The 21444-nt window shown below is 69.2% G+C and carries 17 protein-coding genes; 13 read left to right on the top strand and 4 right to left on the bottom strand.

Going from position 1 to position 21444, the window contains the following annotated elements; all coding sequences use genetic code 11:
- The first annotated feature begins 46 nt into the window (after positions 1–46).
- From BR39_RS0103525 to BR39_RS0103475, 11 genes are all read left to right on the top strand, one after another.
- Positions 47–934: an ABC transporter permease gene (locus tag BR39_RS0103525; protein ID WP_029907788.1), complete on the top strand. Its 888-nt coding sequence runs from the start codon at positions 47–49 to the stop codon at positions 932–934.
- A 151-nt stretch (positions 935–1085) separates the two neighbouring features.
- Positions 1086–1940 carry an ABC transporter permease gene (locus BR39_RS0103520; protein ID WP_029907786.1) on the top strand — a complete coding sequence of 285 codons (855 nt, stop codon included), beginning with the start codon at positions 1086–1088 and terminating at the stop codon, positions 1938–1940.
- A gap of 136 nt (positions 1941–2076) precedes the next feature.
- Positions 2077–3201, top strand: coding sequence for an ABC transporter ATP-binding protein (locus BR39_RS0103515; protein ID WP_029907784.1), 1125 nt, complete (start codon positions 2077–2079; stop codon positions 3199–3201).
- A 154-nt stretch (positions 3202–3355) separates the two neighbouring features.
- Complete coding sequence (locus tag BR39_RS0103510; RefSeq protein ID WP_029907782.1) at positions 3356–4141, top strand: gamma-glutamyl-gamma-aminobutyrate hydrolase family protein; 786 nt, start codon at positions 3356–3358, stop codon at positions 4139–4141.
- A gap of 120 nt (positions 4142–4261) precedes the next feature.
- On the top strand, positions 4262–5665 hold the full coding sequence (locus BR39_RS0103505; protein WP_029907780.1) for an aspartate aminotransferase family protein: 1404 nt from the start codon (positions 4262–4264) through the stop codon (positions 5663–5665).
- 223 nt (positions 5666–5888) lie between these two features.
- Complete coding sequence (locus BR39_RS0103500; RefSeq protein WP_029907778.1) at positions 5889–7289, top strand: glutamine synthetase family protein; 1401 nt, start codon at positions 5889–5891, stop codon at positions 7287–7289.
- A 142-nt stretch (positions 7290–7431) separates the two neighbouring features.
- On the top strand, positions 7432–8721 hold the full coding sequence (locus BR39_RS0103495) for an FAD-binding oxidoreductase (RefSeq protein WP_029907775.1): 1290 nt from the start codon (positions 7432–7434) through the stop codon (positions 8719–8721).
- A 179-nt stretch (positions 8722–8900) separates the two neighbouring features.
- Positions 8901–10934 carry a tetratricopeptide repeat-containing sulfotransferase family protein gene (locus BR39_RS0103490; protein WP_029907773.1) on the top strand — a complete coding sequence of 678 codons (2034 nt, stop codon included), beginning with the start codon at positions 8901–8903 and terminating at the stop codon, positions 10932–10934.
- A gap of 203 nt (positions 10935–11137) precedes the next feature.
- Entirely contained in the window at positions 11138–13429 is a 2292-nt protein-coding gene (locus tag BR39_RS0103485; protein WP_231499389.1) for a TonB-dependent receptor, read from the top strand.
- 165 nt (positions 13430–13594) lie between these two features.
- Positions 13595–14944, top strand: a complete 1350-nt coding sequence (locus tag BR39_RS0103480; protein ID WP_029907769.1) for an amino acid permease — start codon at positions 13595–13597, stop codon at positions 14942–14944.
- Between the two features lie 160 nt (positions 14945–15104).
- Entirely contained in the window at positions 15105–16379 is a 1275-nt protein-coding gene (locus tag BR39_RS0103475) for an amidohydrolase family protein (protein WP_029907767.1), read from the top strand.
- Between the two features lie 4 nt (positions 16380–16383).
- Here BR39_RS0103475 and BR39_RS0103470 read toward each other — a convergent pair whose 3' ends face one another.
- Positions 16384–16695 (bottom strand): hypothetical protein, encoded by a 312-nt coding sequence (locus BR39_RS0103470; protein WP_029907765.1) that lies wholly within the window; start codon positions 16693–16695, stop codon positions 16384–16386.
- 160 nt (positions 16696–16855) lie between these two features.
- Here BR39_RS0103470 and BR39_RS0103465 point away from each other — a divergent pair, with 160 nt between their 5' ends.
- Together BR39_RS0103465 and BR39_RS0103460 are read left to right on the top strand one after the other, a co-directional pair.
- On the top strand, positions 16856–17041 hold the full coding sequence (locus BR39_RS0103465; protein WP_029907763.1) for a hypothetical protein: 186 nt from the start codon (positions 16856–16858) through the stop codon (positions 17039–17041).
- A gap of 265 nt (positions 17042–17306) precedes the next feature.
- Entirely contained in the window at positions 17307–17546 is a 240-nt protein-coding gene (locus tag BR39_RS0103460) for a hypothetical protein (protein WP_029907761.1), read from the top strand.
- Here BR39_RS0103460 and BR39_RS0103455 read toward each other — a convergent pair.
- The 3 genes from BR39_RS0103455 to BR39_RS0103445 form a co-directional block, all read right to left on the bottom strand.
- On the bottom strand, positions 17543–18163 hold the full coding sequence (locus BR39_RS0103455) for a TetR family transcriptional regulator C-terminal domain-containing protein (RefSeq protein ID WP_035018137.1): 621 nt from the start codon (positions 18161–18163) through the stop codon (positions 17543–17545). The genes BR39_RS0103460 and BR39_RS0103455 overlap by 4 nt on opposite strands.
- Positions 18164–18329: 166 nt before the next feature.
- Positions 18330–19481, bottom strand: coding sequence for an aromatic ring-hydroxylating dioxygenase subunit alpha (locus tag BR39_RS0103450; RefSeq protein ID WP_029907757.1), 1152 nt, complete (start codon positions 19479–19481; stop codon positions 18330–18332).
- 157 nt (positions 19482–19638) lie between these two features.
- A complete protein-coding gene (locus BR39_RS0103445) occupies positions 19639–21285 on the bottom strand; it encodes an NAD(P)/FAD-dependent oxidoreductase (RefSeq protein WP_029907756.1) in 1647 nt (548 codons plus the stop codon).
- Between the last annotated feature and the right edge of the window lie 159 nt (positions 21286–21444).

The raw sequence follows: 21444 nt of genomic DNA, 5'->3' as shown, positions 1-21444 counted from the left end.
TGCGAGGCTTCCGGGATGACAACCTCAGAGCTGGAATAGAGGGACCATGGAGCAATCCTGGAAACAGGCCAAATCCGTCTTCGCCGCGGCGCTCAGCGCGCCGCTGGTGTGGCTGGTGCTGTTCTTCCTGCTGCCGCTGGCCATCGTCTGGGCCTACAGCTTCGGCCACAACGAGGGCCTGACCCAGATCGCCATCACCGGCACGTTCAAGAACTACGCCCGGGCGATCGAGCCGCTGTACCTGAAGATCTTCCTGAAGTCGGCCTGGATGGCGGCCCTGACCACCTTCCTGTGCCTGGTGATCGGCTTCCCGGTCGCCCTGGCCATCACCTTCGCCTCGCAGAAGGCCAAGACCTGGCTGCTGCTGCTGATCATGCTGCCGTTCTGGACGAACCTCTTGATCCGCACCTACGCCCTGATCGCCGTGCTGCGCAACGAGGGCTACATCAACAAGGGGTTGGAGGCGATCTGGACCCTGGCGGCCAAGATCATGCCGCTCCAGCCGTTCCAGCCGCTGGAGATGATGCACACCAATTTCGCGGTGGTGGTGGGCCTGGTCTATGTCCACCTGCCGTTCATGGTGCTGCCGCTGTACTCGGCCCTGGACCGCCTGGACAAGTCGCTGCTGGAGGCCAGCCTCGACCTGGGCGCGGGCCACATGCGCACCCTGTTCAAGGTGGTGGTCCCCCTGGCCCTGCCGGGCATCGCCTCGGGCGTGCTGATCACCTTCATCCCGGCCCTGGGCGCCTATCTGACGCCCGACCTGCTGGGCGGTCCCGACAGCCAGATGATCGCCAACGTCATCGAGCGCCAGTTCAAGCGCGCCAACGACTGGCCCTTCGGCGCGGCCCTGTCGTTCCTGCTGATGTACCTGACGTTTGTCGCGATCGCGGTGCAGGCGCTGCTGGGTCGGAAGAAGGGGGCGCAGGCATGAGCACCTCACTTCCGCACCTCCTGTTGTCATCCCGGAAAGCGCGGAGCGCTTGTCCGGGACCCAGGGCAGCTGCACCGCATCAGCCCGGTCCCCTGGGTCCCGGACAGCCCCTGCGGGGCTTCCGGGATGACAACCGTTTGGGGGACTTCTGATGCCGAAGAGATCACCCCCCGGCCCCCTGGAATACCTCCGCCGCTGGCAGATGCAGGCCTGGCTGGCCGCCGTGGGGGTGTTCCTCTACGCGCCGCTGATCGCGCTGATGGCCTTCAGCTTCAACGACAGCCGGCGCAACATCGTCTGGAAGGGCTTCACGCTCAAATACTACGACAAGGCCTTCAACAACTCGTCGCTGATCGAGGCCTTCGCCAACAGCCTGACCATCGCGGCCCTGTGCACGGTGCTGAGCGTGGCCCTGGGGGCCATGGTCGCCCTGGTGCTGTGGCGGTTCCGCTTCCCGGGCAAGACCGTGCTGGACGGGGCCCTGGCCCTGCCGATCGTGGTGCCCGAGATCTGCATGGGCGTGGCCATGCTGGTGTTCTTCGCCAAGGTCCTGCCCTGGCCCGTGGGCCTGCCCTGGCCGCTGAACCTGGGGGCCATCACCATCGCCCACGTGTCGTTCTCGTTCCCGTTCGTGGCGGTGGTGGTCCGCGCCCGCATGGCCAGCTTCAACCGCGAGATGGAGGAGGCCGCCCGCGACCTCGGCGCCGGCGAATGGCGCACGATCAAGGACGTGATCCTGCCGCACATGGCCCCGTCGCTGGTGGCCGGCGCCCTGCTGGCCTTCACGCTCAGCCTGGACGACTTCGTCATCACCTTCTTCACGGCCGGACCCGACACCGTGACCTTCCCGGTGAAGGTCTATTCGATGGTCCGGTTCTCGGTGACGCCCGAGGTCAACGCCGCCTCGACCATCCTGATCGTGCTGACCGTGATCCTGACGGCCGTGGCGCTGAAGCTGCAGGGCGACCCGGCGGCGACGGCGGGCGCGCACGGGGACGGCAAATGAACGCCGCCTTCACGCCGATCATCCCCGCGAAAGCGGGGACCCAAGCCGAGCTGGTGATTTCGCTCAGCGCACAGCAAGCCAAGGCCGCTTGGATCCCCGCTTTCGCGGGGATGAGCGGAAGTAGGGGGAACCGAGGGTGACCAGCCAACCCATCATCACCTTCGAGAACGTCACCAAGCGCTTCGGCAAGCTGGCGGCGGTGGACGACGTGTCGCTGACGGTCACCGAGGGCGAGTTCTTCGCCCTGCTGGGGCCGTCGGGCTGCGGCAAGACCACCCTGCTGCGGATGCTGGCCGGGTTCGAGACGCCCACCGAGGGCCGCATCCTGATCGACGGCCAGGACGTCTCGACCATCCCGCCCAACAAGCGGCCGGTGAACATGGTGTTCCAATCCTACGCCGTGTTCCCGCACATGAGCGTGGCCGACAACGTCGCCTATGGCCTGAAGGTGGACCGGGTCGGCAAGGCCGAGCGCGACCGGCGGGTGGAGGAGGCGCTGGACCTGGTCCAGCTGCACGGCCTGGCCGGCCGCAAGCCCGACCAGCTGTCGGGCGGACAGAGGCAACGCGTGGCCCTGGCCCGGGCCCTGGTCAAGCGGCCCCGCGTGCTGCTGCTGGACGAGCCGCTGTCGGCCCTGGACGCCAAGCTGCGCGAGCAGATGCGCACCGAGCTGTGCACCCTGCAGGAGAAGGTGGGCATCACCTTCATCATGGTCACCCACGACCAGGACGAGGCCCTGGCCCTGGCGTCGCGCTGCGCGGTCATGAACCGCGGCGTGCTGCAGCAGGTGGCCGGTCCCAGCGACCTCTACGAGTTCCCCAACAGCCGCTTCGTGGCCGACTTCATCGGCAGCGTGAACCTGTTCGAGGGCGTGCTGGCCGTCGACGAGCCCAGCCACGCGGTGGTCAAATCGCCGGACCTGGACTGCGACATCTTCCTGGACCACGGGGTGACCGGCGCGCGCGGCGGCACGGTCTGGGCGGCGCTGCGGCCCGAGAAGATCGAGCTGCACAAGCGCCCCGACGGCGCGCCCCCGCCGAACATGGGCGACTGCCCGGTCGGCCAGAACGCCGTGGCCGGGGTGATCAAGCACGAGGCCTATCTGGGCGGCCAGAGCCTCTACGAGGTCGAGATCAAGAGCGGCCGCCGCATCAAGGTGGCGCGCCAGAACCTGACCCGCTGGGACCAGGAGGACTTCAAGCTGGGCGAGGCCGTGTGGCTGGGTTGGCACGCGTGCTCGCCGGCGGTGTTGTTGAGCTGATCATGACAGGCCCTGCGTCCATACTTGCCCCCACCTGGCGACTTCGTCGCCTGTCCGCCCCCATAGGGGGCGGAGCCTGCGCCGCGAGGCTCTTCCCCCTATGGGGGAAGACGACCGCGAAGCGGTCCGTAGGGGGCAAGCAGGGAGGCACGGCATGAGACCCGTCGCCGGGATCATCTGCTGCACCCGCACCGTCGGGATCGAACCGGCCCAGGCGGTGATGAACCGCTATGTCGCCGGGGCGATGAAGTACGCCGACGCCGCGGCGCTGCTGGTGCCGTCGATGCCCGAGCTGATGAAGGCCTCCGAGGTCGCCGCCCGCCTGGACGGCCTGATGCTGACCGGCAGCCCGTCGAACATGGACCCGGCCCTCTACGGCCAGGACGTCCCCGACGCCCCGGGCCCGTTCGACGCCGGGCGCGACACCATGACCGCCGACCTGATCGAGGCCATGCTCGACCTGGGCCGGCCGGTGTTCGGCGTCTGCCGGGGCTTCCAGGAGATCAATGTCGCGTTCGGCGGCACCCTGCGGCGCGACATGTCGGCCGACGGCGCGCCCCTGGCCCATCACGCCCCCGACGAGGCCGGTTTCGACGCCATGTTCGACCACGAGCACCGCGTCGACCTGACCCCGCGCGGCGTGCTGGCCACGGCGTTCGGCGCCGAGACCGCCGTCGTCAACTCGGTCCACTACCAGGGCGTCGACCGGCTGGGCGAGGGCCTGTTGGTCGAGGCCCGGGCGCCCGACGGCGTGGTCGAGGCGGTGTCGGCCAAGGTCAACGGCGCGCCGGTCCTGGCCGTGCAATGGCATCCGGAATGGAAGCCTGAGCGCAACCCGCAGAGCCAGGCGTTCTTCGAAGTGTTCGGCCGCGCGCTGCGGGGCGAACCCCTCGTTCCGCTCATCCCGGCGAATGCCGGGACCCAGATGGCGGGGCGTTGAGGTGGGGTCCTTGAGCGCAGCGTCCGTCCAGCCCGACCCAGCGCCATAGGATCTGGGTCCCGGCATTCGCCGGGATGAGCGGATTTTAGAGAACAAGAAACGTCCAGGAGAGCACCCCCGATGACCGTCCCGATCCGCAACCACGACATCGCCGAGCTCAAGCGCCTGGACCTGGCCCACCACCTGCCGGCCCAGGCCGACCACAAGGTCATCGCCCAGCTGGGCGGCAGCCGGATCATCACCCGGGCCGACGGCGTCTACATCCATGACGGGGAGGGCCACCAGATCCTGGACGGCATGGCCGGCCTGTGGTGCGTCAATGTCGGCTACGGCCGCGACGAGCTGGCCAAGGCGGCCTACGACCAGATGCTGGAGCTGCCGTACTACAACACCTTCTTCAAGACCGCGACGCCGCCGCCGGTGAAGCTGGCGGCCAAGATCGCCGAGAAGATGGGCGGCCATCTGACCCACGTCTTCTACAATTCGTCGGGGTCGGAGGCCAACGACACGGTCTTCCGCCTGGCCCGCCACTACTGGAAACTGAAGGGCCAGCCGCAGCGCAAGGTCTTCATCAGCCGCTGGAACGCCTATCACGGCTCGACCGTGGCCGGCGTCAGCCTGGGCGGCATGAAGCACATGCATGTGCAGGGCGACCTGCCGATCGCCGGCGTCGAGCACGTGATGCAGCCCTATCACTTCGGCGAGGGCTTCGGCGAGGACCCGGCCGCCTTCCGCGACCGGGCGGTGCAGGCGATCGAGGACAAGATCCTGGAGGTCGGCCCCGAGAACGTCGCGGCCTTCATCGGCGAGCCGGTGCAGGGGGCGGGCGGGGTGATCATCCCGCCGGACGGCTACTGGCCGGCGGTCGAGGCCGTGTGCCGCAAGTACGGGATCCTGCTGGTCTGCGACGAGGTGATCTGCGGCTTCGGACGCCTGGGCCAATGGTTCGGCCACCAGCACTACGGCGTGAAGCCCGACATGATCGCCATGGCCAAGGGCCTGTCGTCCGGCTACCTGCCGATCAGCGCCGTCGGCGTGGCCGACCACATCGTCGCCGAGCTGCGCGAGAAGGGCGGCGACTTCATCCACGGCTTCACCTATTCGGGCCACCCGACGGCGGCCGCCGTGGCCCTGAAGAACATCGAGATCATGGAACGCGAGGGCCTGGTCGAGCGCACCCGCGACGACACCGGCCCCTACCTGGCCAAGGCCCTGGCCACGCTGAACGACCACCCGCTGGTGGGCGAGACCCGCTCGCTGGGCCTGATCGGCGCGGTCGAGATCGTGCGCGAGAAGGGGACCAATCACCGCTTCCTCGACAAGGAGGGCGAGGCCGGGCCGATCGTGCGCGACCTGTGCATCGCCAACGGCCTGATGGTCCGCGCCATCCGCGACAGCATCGTCTGCTGCCCGCCCCTGATCATCACCCACGCCCAGATCGACGACCTGGTGGCGATCATCAGGAAGTCCCTGGACGAGGCCGAGCCGGTGCTGCGGGCGCTGAAGGCAGAGCCCGTGTCTTGATCCGCACCCCACCGTTGTCATCCCGGCCGAAGCGCAGCGGAGAGCCGGGACCCAGGGGCCGTGCGCACCGCCCCTGGCTCCCGGACAGCGCTTCGCGCTTCCGGGATGACAACGGGAGAGGACGTGAGAACACCTCCTGACGCCCGTCCGTCGTCATGGGACGACGGTGAGATTGTCGCCAAAACTCAAGAGACTAGACTTCGAAAAGCGCGAGGAGCGCCCCATGAAGTACAAAGAAAAGAAGTCCAAGCCCGGCCCCAAGACCACGCGCGGGGTGCCCACCCTCGACGATGCGCGCGACTGGTTCTCCCGCCAGAACATCGAGGAGATCGAGTGCGTCGTGCCCGACCTGGCCGGCGTGGCGCGGGGCAAGATCATGCCGGTGCGCAAGTTCCTGGGCGCGCCGTCGATGAACCTGCCGCTGGCGGTGTTCTACCAGACCATCACCGGCGACTTCCCCGAGTTCGAGGGGGCGGTGAACGCGGTGCAGTCCGACACCGACATCTTCCTGACCCCCGACCTGGCCACCCTGGCCGTGGTGCCCTGGGCCCAGGACCCGACCGCCCAGGTGATCCACGACGCCTTCCATCCCGACGGGCGGCCGGTCGAGGAGAGCCCGCGCCAGGTGCTGCGCCGGGTGTTGTCGCTGTACCGCGAGAAGGGCTGGGAGCCGATCGTGGCCCCCGAGATCGAGTTCTACCTGGTCGACAAGAACACCGACCCCGACTACCCGCTGAAGCCGCCGATCGGGCGTTCGGGCCGGCCCGAGACCGGCCGCCAGGGCTACTCCATCGCCGCGGTCAACGAGTTCGACGCCCTGTTCGAGGACATGTACGAGTACTCCGAGCGCCAGGGCCTGGAGATCGACACCCTGATCCACGAGAGCGGCGTGGCCCAGATGGAGATCAACCTCCGCCACGGCAATCCGCTGGAGCTGGCCGACCAGGTGTTCATGATGAAGCGCACCATCCGCGAGGTGGCGCTGGAGCACGACATCTACGCCACCTTCATGGCCAAGCCGATGGCCGCCGAGCCCGGCAGCGCCATGCACATCCACCAGTCGATCCTCGACAAGGACGGCCAGAACCTGTTCTCGAACGCCGACAGCGGCGACGCCACGCCGCTGTTCTACGCCTTCATCGCCGGGCAGCAGCGCTACCTGCCGGCGATCATGGCCATCCTGGCGCCCTACGTGAACAGCTACCGCCGGATCGCGCGCGACAGCGGGGCCCCGGTCAACACCCAGTGGGGCTACGACAACCGCACCTGCGGCCTGCGCGTGCCGCCGTCCGACCCGGCCAACCGCCGCGTCGAGAACCGCATCCCCTCGTCGGACGCCAATCCGTACCTGGCCATGGCGGCGGTGCTGGCGGCCGGCTATCTGGGCATGATCCACAACCTGTCGCCCACCGCCCCGGTCGACACCGACGCCAGCGTGCGCGGCATCGAGCTGCCCCGCTCCCTGCTGGAATCGGTGACCCTGTTCGAGGAGGCCAAGCCCCTGGTCGAGATCCTGGGGACCACCTTCTGCAACGCCTACGCCACGGTGAAGCAGGCCGAGTACGAGACCTTCATGCGCACGATCAGCCCGTGGGAGCGGGAGTTCCTGTTGCTGAATGTCTAGGGCGCTGGACCACTTGCCCCCTACGGATCGCTTCGCGATCGTCTTCCCCCGCAGGGGGAAGAGCCTCCGCCGGCTCCGCGCAAGAGGCTCCGCCCCCTATGGGGGCGGACAGACCGCGAAGCGGTCAGGTGGGGGCAAGTAGGTGTTCGCCAACGCCGGCCACCCCGCCACGTCCTGGTACGCGGCGACCGCCACGCCCTTCCCGACGCTGCCGCCGCTGCAACACGACACCCGCGCCGACGTCTGCGTCGTCGGCGCCGGCTATACCGGCCTGGGCGCGGCGCTCGAGCTGGCCCAGCGCGGCGTCTCCGTCGTCGTGCTCGAGGCCGCCCAGGTCGGCAGCGGCGGGTCGGGGCGCAACGGCGGCCAGGTCCACACCGGCCAGCGCAACGACCAGGCCTGGCTGGAGAAGACGGTCGGCCGCGACGACGCCTTGGCCCTGTGGAAGATGGCCCAGGACGCCCGCGCCCACCTGCTGGCCCTGATCGCCGAGCACGCCATCGCCTGCGACTTCCGCCCCGGCATGATCCACGCCCGCCACAAGCGCGGCGGCGAGGCCGAGGACGCGGCCCACATCGCGCACATGGCCGCGCGCTACGGCTACGACCAGCTGACCCTGATCGACGACGACGCCCTGGCCCACGAGCTGGGGACCGACGTCTATCACGGCGGCCTGGTCGACCGGGGCGGCGGCCACCTGCATCCGCTGAACCTGGCCCTGGGCATGGCCCGGGCGGCCATGGCGGCGGGGGCTGTGATCTTCGAGCAGACCCGGGCCACGGCCTGGCGGCGCGAAGGGACGACGATCCGCGTCGACACCCCCGGCGGAACGGTCGCCTGCGACCAGCTGATCCTGACCGGCGACGGCTATCTGGACGACCTGGTCGGCGGCGCCGCGCGGGCCCGTGTGATGCCGATCAACAACTTCATCCTGGCCACCGAGCCCTTGGGCGAGCGGGCCGAGACGATCATCCGCTCCAACGCCGCCGTCGCCGACAGCCGGTTCGTGATCAACTATTTCCGCAAGAGCCCCGACGGCCGGCTGATCTTCGGCGGCGGCGAGAACTACCGCCCCGGCTTCCCGCCCGACCTGAAGGCCTTCGTGCGGCGGCACATGCTGAAGGTCTATCCGGGCCTGGCCGACGTCGAGGTCACCCACGCCTGGGGCGGGACCTTGGGCATCACCGTCCACCGCGCGCCCTTCGTCCGCGACCTGGCGCCCGGCGTGCGGATCGCGGCGGGCTATTCGGGGCAAGGGGTGATGCTGGCGCCGTGGTTCGGCAAGCTGCTGGCCGACGCGGCCCTGGGCGAGGGGGAGGGGATGGCGCTGCTGTCGCGGCTGCCGACGCCGCCGTTCCCCGGAGGGCGGTTGCTGCGGTGGCCGCTGACGGTGGCGGGGCTCAGTTGGTATGCGATGCGGGATCGGTTGTGAGGCGGCGGCGCACCCACTTGCCCCCACCTGACCGCTTCGCGGTCTGTCCGCCCCCGTAGGGGGCGGAGCCTCTTCCCCCCGTGGGGGAAGACGGTCGCGAAGCGACCCGTAGGGGGCAAGTGGTCGCCGGCAGGGCGCCGCCGATTGACATCCCCACCGCCCCATCCTCCCATCCTCCCATGTCCACCACGACCACCGAGCCCGCCGGAACCGTCGCCACCGCCCTGGCCCATGCCCGGCGGCTGTTGGGCGTCGACCCGCGGTTGGCCGCCGAGCAGGCCGGGGCGATCCTGGAGGCCGTGCCGCGCCATGCCGAGGCGACGCTGATCCTGGCCACGGCCCTGCGGCTGGCGGGCGACCTCCCGCAGGCCTTGCGGACCCTCGACCCCCTGTCGCGCGCCTTCCCCCAGTCGCCGCCGGTCCAGCTGGAGCACGGCTGGAGCCTGGCCGCCGCCGGCCAGACGCAGGGCGCCGTCGCCGCGTTCCGCCGCGCCGTCGCCGCCGAGCCGGACCTGGCCGAGGCCTGGCGCGGCCTGGCCGAGGCCCTGGAGCTGGTCGGCGACGAGGCCGGCGCCCAGGTCGCCCGGGCCCGGCAGACGGTCCTGCAGATCAAGGGCGGGGTCCGTGACCCGGCCCTGATGGCCGCCGCCGGCGCCCTGGTCGACGGCAAGCCCGGCGAGGCCGAGAAGGCCCTGCGCGCGCTGCTGGACACCCGCCCCGACGACCCGGCGGCGCTGCGCATGCTGGCCGAGGCCGTGGCCCGGCTGGGTCGGCAGGAAGAGGCCGAGACCCTGCTGGTCCGCTGCCTGGAGATCGCCCCCGGCTTCACCGCCGCCCGGCAGAACCTGGCCACGGTCCTCTACCGGCTGGGCCGGTCCGAGGACGCCCTGGTCCAGCTGGAGCGCCTGCTGGCCGACGAGCCGCGCAACCCGGCCCACCTGAACCTCAAGGCCGCCGCCCTGGCGCGGATCGGCGAATACGCCCAGTCCATCGCCATCTACGAGGACGTGCTGGCCCGCCATCCGCAGCAGCCCAAGGGCTGGATGAGCTACGGCCACGCCCTGAAGACCGTCGGCCGCGCCGCCGACTGCGCGGCCGCCTACCGCAAGGCCGTCGACCAGGCCCCCTCGCTGGGCGAGGCCTGGTGGAGCCTGGCCAACATGAAGACCTGGCGCTTCGACGAGGCCGACCTGGCGGCGATGGAGGCGCAGCTGGCGCGGGCCGACCTGTCCGACGACGACCGCCTGCACCTGGACTACGCCCTGGGCAAGGCCCACGAGGACGCCGGCCGCTGGGCGCGGTCGTTCGAGCACTACGCGCGCGGCGCGGCCCTGCGCCGGGCCCAGCTGGCCTACGATCCCGAGCGCAACCGCCGGCACGTGGCGCGGTCCAAGGCGGTGCTGACCGCCGACCTGTTCGCCGAGCGGGCCGGGCAGGGCTGCCCGGCGCCGGACCCGATCTTCGTCCTGGGCCTGCCGCGCTCGGGCTCGACCCTGGTGGAGCAGATCCTGGCCAGCCACTCGGCCGTCGAGGGCACCATGGAGCTGCCCGACATCGGCGCGATCGCCAAGCGGCTGGGCGGGGCCAAGAGCTCGCGCGAGCCCTCGGCCTATCCCGAGATCCTGGCCGACCTGGACCCCGACCAGCTGGCGGCCCTGGGGCAGGAGTTCCTCGACCGCACCCGGGTGCAGCGCAAGACCGGCCGGCCGCTGTTCATCGACAAGATGCCCAACAACTGGGCCCACGTCGGCCTGATCGCCCTGACCCTGCCGAACGCCAAGATCATCGACGCCCGCCGCCACCCGATGGGCTGCTGCTTCTCCGGCTTCAAGCAGCACTTCGCCCGCGGCCAGGCCTTCAGCTACGGCCTGGACGACATCGGCCGCTACTACGCCGACTATGTGGAGCTGATGGCCCATTTCGACGCCGTGCTGCCGGGCCGCGCGTACCGCGTGATCTACGAAGAGATGGTCGCCGACCCGGAAGCCCAGATCCGCGCGCTGCTGGACTATTGCGGCCTGCCGTTCGAGGAAAGCTGTCTGAACTTCCACGAAAACGACCGCGCCGTGCGCACCGCAAGCTCAGAGCAGGTGCGCCGCCCGATCTTCAAGGACGCGGTCGAGCATTGGCAGAACTACGAATCGTGGCTGGACCCCCTGAAGTCCGCCCTGGGACCCGTCCTGACCTGTTACCCCGCCGCGCCTGAATTTTGATCACTCGCTCCGGACCCTGCCATTTCTGCAACAGTCGGCGGAATTGACGTTCGTTTGAATTTTGATCCTTGCGGGTCCGTAACCACGGGATGACCATCGTTCACCTAACGTGTTCCGGGGGAGCGATAATGCCGTTGACTAAGCGTAGTGCGCACGGATCGTCCAAGATGGCGGTCTGGACCACGGCCCTTCTGGCTTCATCCATGCTGACTGCGGTCACCGCCCACGCGCAGGCGCAATCGGGGGGCTCGGTGGCGCTGGAAGAGGTGGTCGTCACCGCCCAGAAGCGTTCCGAGAACCTGCAGGACGTGCCGGTCAGCATCCAGGCCCTGGGCGAGGCCAAGCTGGAGCAGCTGCAGGTCCAGAACTTCACCGACTATGTGAAGTACCTGCCCAGCGTGTCGTTCCAGACCACCTCGCCGGGCTTCTCCAACGTCTACATGCGCGGCGTGGCCAGCGGCGGCGACGGCAACCACTCGGGCCCGCTGCCCAGCGTCGGCATCTATCTGGACGAACAGCCGATCACCACGATCCAGGGCGCGCTGGACATCCACATCTACGACATCGCCCGGGTCGAGGCCCTGGCCGGGCCGCAGGGCACGCTGTACGGCGCCAGCTCGCAAGCCGGCACCCTGCGGATCATCACCAACAAGCCCACGACCGCCGGCTTCAGCGCCGGCTACGACATCGAGGGCAACGTCATCGACCACGGCGACCCGGGCTACGTGCTGGAGGGCTTCGTCAACCAGCCGCTCAGCGACAAGGTCGCCGTGCGCCTGGTGGGCTGGGCCGAGCACCAGGGCGGCTTCATCGACAACGTCGCCGGGTCGCGCACCTACCCGACCTCGGGCGTGACGGTCAGCAACGGCTACCGGATCAAGGACAACTACAACGACGTCGACGTCTACGGCGGCCGCGCGGCCCTGCGGGTCGAGGCCGGCGACAACTGGGTGATCACGCCCTCGATCATGGCCCAGCAGGAAAAGGTCGGCGGCCTGTTCTCGTACGACCCCTCGGTCGGCGACCTGAAGGTCGCGCACTACTATCCGGAAAGCTCGAACGACAAGTGGTGGCAGGCGGCCATGACGGTCGAGGGCCAGATCGCCAACCTCGACGTGGTCTATGCCGGCTCGTACCTGGACCGCGACGTCGACACCCACCAGGACTACACCGACTACTCGTACTTCTACGACACCCTGGCCGGCTACGGCGCCTACTGGACCGACAACGCCGGCAACCCGGTGGACCCGTCGCAATACATCACGGGCCACGACGCCTACAGCAAGGTCAGCCACGAAATCCGCGTCTCGACTCCGCAGGACAAGCGCTTCCGCGTGGTGGGCGGGCTATTCTACCAGCGCCAGACCCACGGCATCTATCAGAACTACCAGATCGACGCGCTGGGCACCGACCTGTCGGTGCCGGGCTATCCGCACACCATCTGGCTGACCCAGCAGAAGCGGGTCGACCGCGACAGCGCCGCGTTCGGCGAGGCGGCGTTCGACATCACCGACAAGCTGACCGTGACGGCCGGCATCCGCTTCTTCAAGGCCGACAACAGCCTGAAGGGCTTCTACGGCTACGGCCTGGGCTACAGCTCGGGCACGGGCGAGGGCGCCTGCTTCACCGGCCCCGAGATCGAGGGCTCGCCCTGTACGAACCTCGACAAGCGGACCAAGGAGAAGGGCAACACGCCGAAGGTGAACCTCACCTACAAGGTCGACGAGGACAAGCTGGTCTACGTCACCTATTCGGAAGGCTTCCGGCCGGGCGGGATCAACCGGCGCGGCACCCTGCCGCCCTACAGCTCCGACTACCTGAAGAACTACGAGTTCGGCTGGAAGACCACCTGGGCCGACAACCGCTTCCGCTGGAACGGCGCGGTCTTCCTCGAGAAGTGGAACGGCTTCCAGTTCGCCCTCTTGGGCGCCAACGGCCTGACCGAGATCAAGAACGCCGGCGCCGCCGAGATCAAGGGCGTGGAGACCGACTTCACCTTCGCGGTCAGCCACGGCTTCACGATCAACGGCTCGGCGGCCTACACCGACGCGGCCCTGACCAAGAACTACTGCGGCTTCGTCGACGCCTCGGGCAATCCGGAAACCGACTGCCCCGATCCCGAGGCCCCGGACGGCACGGCCCTGCCGGTGACGCCGAAGTTCAAGGCCAACATCACCGCCCGCTACGAGTTCGACCTGAACGGCTACGACGCCTTCGTCCAGGGCTCGGCGGCCGGCCAGACCAGCAACTGGACCGACCTGCGGATCCTGGAGCGCGGCATCATCGGCAAGCAGTCGGGCTACGCCACCGCCGACTTCTCGGCCGGGGTCGGGCGCGACAACTGGACCTTCCAGGCCTTCCTCGAAAACGCCTTCGACAAGCGCGCCAGCCTGAACCGCTACGCCGAATGCGCCGAGACCGTCTGCGGAACCCAGGTCTACATCGTGCCCAACCAGCCGCGGACCTTCGGGGTGAAGTTCGGGCAGAAGTTCTAACCGCAGTCAGGGTTGTCATCCCGGAAGCGCGCAGCGCTGTCCGGGACCCAGGTGAACCGCACCGCCTTTGCCCAGTCCCCTGGGTCCCGGACAGCCCCTACGGGGCTTCCGGGATGACAACGAGTTTTGCGTGACGAACCTCTGTTCCCGTGAAAGCGTAACCGCATGACAGAGACCCACCAGAAGGTCCCCATCCCCCAGGTCACGGGCCCCAAGGCCCTGGGCTTCTGGATGTGCACGGCGCTGGTCGTCGGCAACATGATCGGTTCGGGCGTGTTCATGCTGCCCGCCTCCCTGGCCCCCTACGGCTGGAACGCGGTGTTCGGCTGGCTGGTGACGATCGCCGGCGGCCTGGCCCTGGCCTTCGTGTTCGCGGGGCTGTCGCGCGAGTTCCCCAAGGCCGGCGGTCCCTACGCCTACACCCAGGAGGCCTTCGGGCCGCTGGTCGGGTTCATGGTGGCGTGGAGCTACTGGATCTCGCTGTGGGTCGGCAACGCCGCCATCGCCACGGGGGCGGTCAGCTACCTGTCGGTGATCTTCCCGGCCATCGCCAAGGTGCCGGGCATGCACCTGCTGGTCACCCTGGGCGCGGTCTGGACGATGGTCGGGATCAACATCGCCGGCGCCCGCCTGGCCGGCGGGGTGCAGGTGGTGACGACGGTGCTGAAGCTGCTGCCGCTGGTGGCCGTGGCGGGCCTAGCCTTCTGGATCATCGGCCGCGGCCCAAGCGCTCCCGGGGGCGTCAGCCTGACCCCGTTCCGCCCCGCCGACATCCATCCCGGCGCGATCACCGCCGCCGCCACCCTGACCCTGTGGGCGCTGCTGGGCCTGGAGTCGGCCACGGTCCCGGCCGGCAAGGTGGTCGACCCCACCCGCACCATCCCGCGCGCCACCCTGGCCGGGACGGTGTTCACCGGCCTGATCTACCTGCTGGTCTGCTCGGCGGTGGTGCTGCTGACCCCGGTCGACGCGCTGAAGACGTCCAACGCCCCGCTGTCGGACTTCGTCGGCCGCTGGTGGGGGCCGGCGGCCGGCCAGCTGCTGGCCCTGTTCGCGGCGATCAGCGCCTTCGGGGCCCTGAACGGCTGGGTGCTGCTGCAGGGCGAGATGCCCTACGCCATGGCGAGGGGCGGGGTGTTCCCGGCCTTCCTGGCCAAGGAGTCGAAACGCGGCACGCCCGCCCGCGCCCACCTGATGTCGGCCGGCTTCCTGACCGTGCTGGTGGCGATGAACTACGCCAAGTCGATGGCCGAGGTCTTCACCTTCATCGCCCTGCTGGCCACCACGGCCTCGCTGTTCACCTACCTGGCCTGCGCCCTGGCGGCGCTGAAGCTGCAGGCGGCCCGGCGGATCACCCCGACCCTGGCCCTGACCGTCATCGCCGTCCTGGCCGGGCTCTACGCGGTCTTCACCCTGGTGGGGGCCGGCAAGGAGGCCGTCCTCTGGGGCATAGCCCTGCTGGCCGTGGGGGCGCCGTTCTACTTGCTGACCCGGGGGCGTTCGGCCAGCTCATGACATTCAGGATATCCGCTCATCCCGGCGAATGCCGGGACCCAGATGGAATGGCTTTGAGGCTGACGCCAAGGGCGCTGAGCTCATCCAATCCGACACACCGCCATGGGATCTGGGTCCCGGCATTCGCCGGGATGAGCGGATCATAAAGAGGCTCGTTCAGATGATCCGCACCGCCCTCGTGGCCGCCGCCCTGACGCTCACCGCGTTCGCCTCGCACGCCGCCCCCGTCTACGTCCACGCCGGCAAGCTGGTCGACACCCTGCAGGGCAAGGTGCTGACCGACCAGATGATCACCATCGACGGCGAGCGGATCGTGGCGGTCGGGCCGTGGAAGGCCGCCCCCGCCGACGGCAAGGTCGTCGACTGGTCCAAGCGCATGGTGCTGCCCGGCCTGATCGACATGCACACCCACCTGGTCGACCAGGAGCAGACCGAGAACATCGCCGAGCCGCTGCTGACCACGGCCGCCTACCAGGCCTATATCGGCGCCGACCACGCGCGGAAGACCCTTGAGGCCGGCTTCACCAGCGTGCGCGACGTCGGCACCTGGCGGGCGTTCGGGGACGTGGCCCTGCGCGACGCGATCGACAACGGCCTGGTGCCTGGCCCGCGCATGTCGGTGGCCGGCGCCTACATCACCATTCCCGGCGGCGGCGGCGAGATCACCGGCATCTCCGACGACGTGAAGCTGCCCGACGAGATGCGCGTGGGCGTGGTCACCGACGCCGCCGACGCCCGTCGCAAGGCGGCCAACATCCTGGCCCACCACGCCGACTTCCTGAAGCTGATCGCCACCGGCGCTGTCCTGACCGTCGGCACCGAGCCCGGCCAGCAGGAGCTGACCGAGGACGAGATGCGCGCGGCCATCCAGGAGGCCGCCCGCCGCGGGACCTACGCCACCGCCCACGCCCACGGGGCCGAGGGCATGAAGTCGGCCATGCGGGCCGGCGTGCGCTCGATCGAGCACGGCTCGCTGATGGACGACGAGGCCATCGCCATGATGAAGGCCAAGGGCGTGTTCCTGGTGGCCGACATCTATGACGGCGACTGGATCGACGCCTACGGCAAGGCCCACGGCTGGCCGGCCGAGACCCTGCGCAAGAACTACGAGACCACCCAGGCCCAGCGCGAGGGCTTCCGCAAGGCGGTGAAGGCCGGGGTCAAGATCGCCTACGGCACCGACGCCGGGGTCTATCCGCACGGGCTGAACGCCCGGCAGATGAAGTACATGGTGCAGTGGGGCATGACCCCGATGCAGGCCGTCCAGTCGGCCACCACCGTGGCGGCCGAGCTGATGGGCAAGACCGACGTCGGCGCCGTCGCCCCCGGCCGCTACGCCGACCTGATCGCCGTGGACGGCGACGCCATGGCCGACGTCTCGGTGCTGGAGCACGTCAGCGCGGTGATGAAGGGCGGGGTGGTGGTGAAGGACTGAGCGCCTAGCCGCCGCGCACGACGGCGGTCGCGAAGGCGGCCAGGATCACGGCGATCCAGACGCCCGTGGCGATCCACGACCGGATGACCGCGCGCGACAGTTCGGGGTCGTTCAGGCGGAAGGGCGCGCGGCTGCAGTAGAAGCGGCCCGCGGCGTCGCGGGCGGCGAAGGAATACCCCTGGAAGGTCCGCCAGAGGTCCGGATGCCGCTGGGCCAGGATGCTGCTCACCTGGGCGTAGCGGAACATCGAGATCGCGCCGGCCGCCATGTTGGCGAGAATGAAGGCCAGGAGGAGAAGGGCGTCGGTCAGGCTCATGTCACGGCTCGAAGCGTGACCACAGCATAGGGCGAGGCGATCGGTTTGAAAGCTCCGTGCGGGAAAAGGTCTTCCGGGCGCAATTGCCACAACGTCGTTGAGCGAATCGCAACCTACAACTTAAGCGTCCCGTTAACCTTTGAGGCGCACCGTCCGTACCATGATCACTCGCCTCCTCATCGCCACCGGTCAGCTGGTCGTCTCGTTCGGGGCGGCCCTGCCGCTCGGCGATCGCCTGCTCGACTCCCGCTACAGCGACGACGAGGGCGAGCACCTGATGTGGGGACTGGGCTTCTATGTCAGCCTGATCCTCGCCGTGGTCTCGCTGTTCGTCTGGAAGCACTAGGAACGGCCGAAGGAGGGGACACACACTCGCCCCTCGCGCCGTGACGATTTTCGAGGCCGCACCGCGAGTGTGTGTCCCCCGTGTCGTCCGCGCATTTCCTTTTATCACTCGAGCCGCCGCAATCTTGCCTGGGGATTCACCAAAAGTCCGCTTGGCGTGGCTCCTGCAGTGTGCAATGCAACACGATGTTGCTGTGCAGCATTGAAACAGCTGTCATGCACGCGCGGTAAGACCGACGCTGAGTGAGCATAAAGGAGTGATCCCCATGGCCGACGAACACACCTACTTCGTTCGACCCGTCTCCGGCGTCTGGCACGTGACCTGGAACGACGCCCCCGACCTGATCGGCTCCTATCCCGCCCAGCCCGAAGCCGTCGGCGTGGCCGAGATGCTGGCCCGCCACATGCGCACCCAGGGCAAGACCGCCCGGGTGTCGGTCTCCGAACCGGAAGTCCGCCGCGCCAGCTGGGGCCGCGCGAGCCTCGGCGCCCAGGCGGCGGCTTAAAACTCACCTTCTCCCTCTGGGAGAGGGGTCAGGTAAGAGGCCGCCAGCCGCTCGGCGATCGCTCCCGCCTCGGCCGGGGTGAACACGGTCTCGTCCAGGCACAGCTCCAGCCACAGCCCGTCCACGACGGCCGTCAGGCCGATGGCGGCCAGTCTCGCGTCCACCGACGGATCGCAGGCCGCCAGCAGCTCCTCCAGCCGGGCGCGATAGCCGGCGTAGGTGCGACGGTGGATCGCCGCGACGTCGGCGTCCACCTTCACCAGGCTCCAGAAGGCCAGCCAGGTGGCCAGCAGGTCCGGGTCCAGCACCGGCGGGGCGAAGCTGGCGGTCAGATAGGCCGACAAGCGCGCGCGGGGATCGCCGCCCGCCGCCTCGACCGCCGCCTCCAGCGCCGCGTCGATCCGCGCCCCGGTCGCCTCGTAGGTCGCGGCGATCAGGGCGTCGACGCCGTCGAAATAGTGCCGCAGCAGGCCGGCGCTGACCCCCGCCTCGGCGCAGATCGTCCGCACGGAGGCGCCGGCCACGCCCTTGGCCGCCAGCACCCGGGCGGCGGCCTCGATCAAGGCCGTGCGACGGACGTCGGGAGCCTCGCGGGTGAAGGCGGCGCGAGGGGTCATGGCTGAAGGCCCCGAGCATCCAAAACGGTTGTCATCCCGGAAGCCCCGCAGAGGCTGTCCGGGACCCAGGGGACCGGGCGAAAGCCGTGCAGCCGCCCCTGGGTCCCGGACAAGCGCTGCGCGCTTTCCGGGATGACAACCTTTGTTGTCGTGATGGGGCCGTGGGTCACCACCCCTCCGGCGGCCGCGGCAGCCTTGCCTGCGGGATCAGCGCCCGCATCTTCCGGCCGAAGCTCCGCAAGCTCACCTCGGTCTCCGCCAGCGGTCCCGCCGTGAAGGTCCGCGAGGCCATGCCCTGCTGGACGCGGGCCACCAGCTCGGTGTCCTCGGCGTTGACCTGGCGGTTGATGCGCCAGTTCAGATAGCGCGCCGCCCGCATCTCGCGCCGCTCGTCCGGCAGGGCGTAGGCGATCTCGCGGATCATGGTCCGGGTGGCCGAGACCGGGATGAACTGCATGAAGTCCACCTGGTCCGGATAGATGTCGAAGGCCTGGTTGGGCCAGAGCTTGAAATAGGTCCACAGCCGCTTGCGCTCGGGCGGCAGGTGGTCGGAGTCGGGCAGGATGCGCTGGTAGAGGCGCTCGGACGGGTTGCGCGACGGCTCGTCGATCAGCTGGCCCCACATCTTGTCGACCCAAGTCTGCGCTTCGACGCCGTAGCCCTTGCCGAACAGCCGCGTCAGGCCCGGATGGGCCACGGGGATGTGCAGGCCGTCGGAATAGTTGTCGCTGATGTTCTTCCAGTTCACCTCGCGGGGCCGCAGGGTGACCCGGCCGAACGGGACCATCTCCTCGAACCGGTAGGGCTCCAGCTCGTGGTCGTAGGGGGCCATCATCTCGGCGACGCTGGGGCCATCGCCCTCGAGGCGCACGAAGACGAAGCCGCGATAGACCTCCACCTGGAACGGGGCCAGGCTCTGCTGGTCGACGTTCAGGGCGGGGTAGGTCTCGGGATAGGGCGCGGCGATCAGCCGGCCGTCCAGGGCGTAGGTCCAGGCGTGGTAGGGGCAGACGATCCGCGCGCAGTGGCCGACGGGGCCGTCCAGCAGCCGGGCGGCGCGGTGGCGGCAGACATTGGCGAAGGCCCGGACCCCGCCGTCCTTGCCGCGCACCACCACCACGCTCTCGCCCAGGAACTCGAAGGTGTGGAAGTCGCCGGCCCGGGGGATGTCGTTCAGATGGCAGACGATCTGCCAGGAGGGGCGCAGGACCTTGTCCTGCTCCTCGCGGAAGAACCGCTCGCTGCCGTAGATCCAGCCGGGCAGGCCGTAGTCGGCGTCGGCGTCGGGGTCGTGGTCGGGGAGTTGGGCCATATCCATCACCAGATCTCCTTAAATCGGCTCATCCCGGCGAATGCCGGGACCCAGATCCCATAGTGGGGTGGCTGATTGGAGGAGCTCAGAGCTCTTGGCGTCAGCCTCAAGGCCATTCCATCTGGGTCCCGGCATTCGCCGGGATGAGCGGATTTTCGAGACATCACCGCCCCACCAGGCTCAGCTTCACCGCCGTCGTGAAATCCCGGTCGCGCAGGATCTCCCGCGCCGCGTTGCGCCCCGGATTGCCCGAGACGCCGCCGCCCGGGTGGCACCCGGCGCCGCACATGTAGAGCCCCTTGATCGGCGCCCGGTGGCTGGCGTGGCCCAGCACCGGCCGGGCCGCCCACAGCTGATCCAGCGACATGTGGCCGTGCATGATGTCGCCGTTGACCAGGCCGAACTTCCGCTCCAGGTCGACCGGCGACAGGATCATCCGTCCCAGGACCGACGCCTTGAAGTTCGGGGCCCACTGGTTGACCGTGTCGATGATCAGGTCGGCCGCCGCCTCGCGCTCGTCGTCCCAGCTGCGGCCGTCCGGCAGGTCCCAGGCGAACTGCTGGCAGAACAGGCTGGCCACGTGCTGGCCCGGAGGGGCCAGGCTGTCGTCCAGGGTCGAGGGGATCAGGATCTCGACGATCGGCCGCTTCGAAATCCCCGTCGCCTTGGCGTCGCGATAGGCCTCGTCCATGTAGTCCAGGGTCGGCGACAGCACGATGCCGCACTGGTGGTGCTCGGCCACGGCCTTGCCGGGCAGGCAGGTGAAGTCGGGCAGCTCCGACAGGGCCACGTTCATGCGGAAGGTGCCCGAGCCGTTCTTGTAGCCCTTGATCGCCTTCTTGAACGGGGCGGGCAGGGCCGATGGCGGCACCAGCGACCCGTACAGCAGGGCCGGGTTGAGGTTGGAGCTGACGATAGGGGCCATGATCTGGGTCCCGTCGACCAGTTGCACGCCCACCGCCCGCTTGCCGGCGCCTTTAGGCATGTCCTCGACATGCACGCCCTCGACCTTGGCGTTCAGCAGGATGTCCACGCCCTTGGCGCGGCAGGCCTTGGCCATGGCTTGGGTGATCGCGCCCATGCCGCCCACCGCGTGGCCCCAGGCGCCCTTCTTGCCGTTCACCTCGCCGAAGGTGTGGTGCAGCAGGACGTAGGCCGATCCCGGCGTGTCGGGGCTGGCGAAGTTGCCGACTACGGCGTCGAAGCCGAAGCTGGCCTTGACCGCGTCGCTCTCGAACCAGCCGTCCAGGACGTCGCGGGCGCTCTTGGTGAACAGGTCCAGCAGGTCGCGCTTGCGCTGGCGGGACAGGCCCGCCAGCCGGCCGCCCTGCTTCAGCCCGCGCAGCAGGCCCGGCAGGCCGTCGCCCAGGTTCGGCGGGGTCTCGGCGGCCAGGTCGCGCAGCACGTCGCCGATCTCGTCCAGCATGTCGTAATAGGCCGGCAGGCGCTCGGCGTCGCGGGCCGAGAACTTGCGGAACTCGGCCTGGGTGCGCTCCAGTCCGCCGCCCAGCTTCATGTAGGTCTTGTCGTCGATCGGCAGGAAGTTGGAGATCGGCCGCTCCAGGATCCGCAGGCCGTGGCCGTGCAGGTCCATGTCGGCGATGACCTTGGGGCTCAGCAGGCTGACCGTGTAGCTGGCCACCGAGTTGCGGAAGCCGGGGTGGAACTCCTCGGTCACCGCCGCCCCGCCGACCACGTCGCGGGCCTCGCAGACCGTGACCTTCAGCCCGGCGCTGGCCAGGTAGAAGGCGCAGACCAGCCCGTTGTGGCCCCCGCCGATGATGACGGCGTCGCGCTGCTGGACGGCCATGCTCGTTCCTCTCCCCAGAGTGTGGGGAGGAGGTTGCTATACGAGTGTAAAATAGGCAAGGGGCCGCGATGGGCGAAGAATAGTTGAGCTGGCGCGTCGAGCAATCTTGACTAGAGCGGGCAGCTTGCTTCTAGATCGCCCTTAGGGGGAGTCGTCGTG

Source organism: Caulobacter sp. UNC358MFTsu5.1, from assembly GCF_000712075.1.
In the GTDB taxonomy this organism is placed as follows: domain Bacteria; phylum Pseudomonadota; class Alphaproteobacteria; order Caulobacterales; family Caulobacteraceae; genus Caulobacter.
This window is presented reverse-complemented; position numbering and strand designations above follow the sequence as displayed.

Excerpts from the sequence above, each read along its gene's own strand:
- BR39_RS0103475 (WP_029907767.1), top strand. The coding sequence starts at position 15,105 with ATGATCCGCACCGCCCTCGTGGCCGCCGCCCTGACGCTCACCGCGTTC.
- BR39_RS0103465 (WP_029907763.1), top strand. The coding sequence starts at position 16,856 with ATGATCACTCGCCTCCTCATCGCCACCGGTCAGCTGGTCGTCTCGTTC.
- BR39_RS0103525 (WP_029907788.1), top strand. The coding sequence starts at position 47 with ATGGAGCAATCCTGGAAACAGGCCAAATCCGTCTTCGCCGCGGCGCTC.
- BR39_RS0103470 (WP_029907765.1), bottom strand. The coding sequence starts at position 16,695 with ATGAGCCTGACCGACGCCCTTCTCCTCCTGGCCTTCATTCTCGCCAAC.
- BR39_RS0103520 (WP_029907786.1), top strand. The coding sequence starts at position 1,086 with ATGCCGAAGAGATCACCCCCCGGCCCCCTGGAATACCTCCGCCGCTGG.
- BR39_RS0103455 (WP_035018137.1), bottom strand. The coding sequence starts at position 18,163 with ATGACCCCTCGCGCCGCCTTCACCCGCGAGGCTCCCGACGTCCGTCGC.
- BR39_RS0103510 (WP_029907782.1), top strand. The coding sequence starts at position 3,356 with ATGAGACCCGTCGCCGGGATCATCTGCTGCACCCGCACCGTCGGGATC.
- BR39_RS0103460 (WP_029907761.1), top strand. The coding sequence starts at position 17,307 with ATGGCCGACGAACACACCTACTTCGTTCGACCCGTCTCCGGCGTCTGG.
- BR39_RS0103505 (WP_029907780.1), top strand. The coding sequence starts at position 4,262 with ATGACCGTCCCGATCCGCAACCACGACATCGCCGAGCTCAAGCGCCTG.
- BR39_RS0103500 (WP_029907778.1), top strand. The coding sequence starts at position 5,889 with ATGAAGTACAAAGAAAAGAAGTCCAAGCCCGGCCCCAAGACCACGCGC.
- BR39_RS0103450 (WP_029907757.1), bottom strand. The coding sequence starts at position 19,481 with ATGGATATGGCCCAACTCCCCGACCACGACCCCGACGCCGACGCCGAC.
- BR39_RS0103485 (WP_231499389.1), top strand. The coding sequence starts at position 11,138 with ATGCTGACTGCGGTCACCGCCCACGCGCAGGCGCAATCGGGGGGCTCG.
- BR39_RS0103445 (WP_029907756.1), bottom strand. The coding sequence starts at position 21,285 with ATGGCCGTCCAGCAGCGCGACGCCGTCATCATCGGCGGGGGCCACAAC.
- BR39_RS0103480 (WP_029907769.1), top strand. The coding sequence starts at position 13,595 with ATGACAGAGACCCACCAGAAGGTCCCCATCCCCCAGGTCACGGGCCCC.
- BR39_RS0103490 (WP_029907773.1), top strand. The coding sequence starts at position 8,901 with ATGTCCACCACGACCACCGAGCCCGCCGGAACCGTCGCCACCGCCCTG.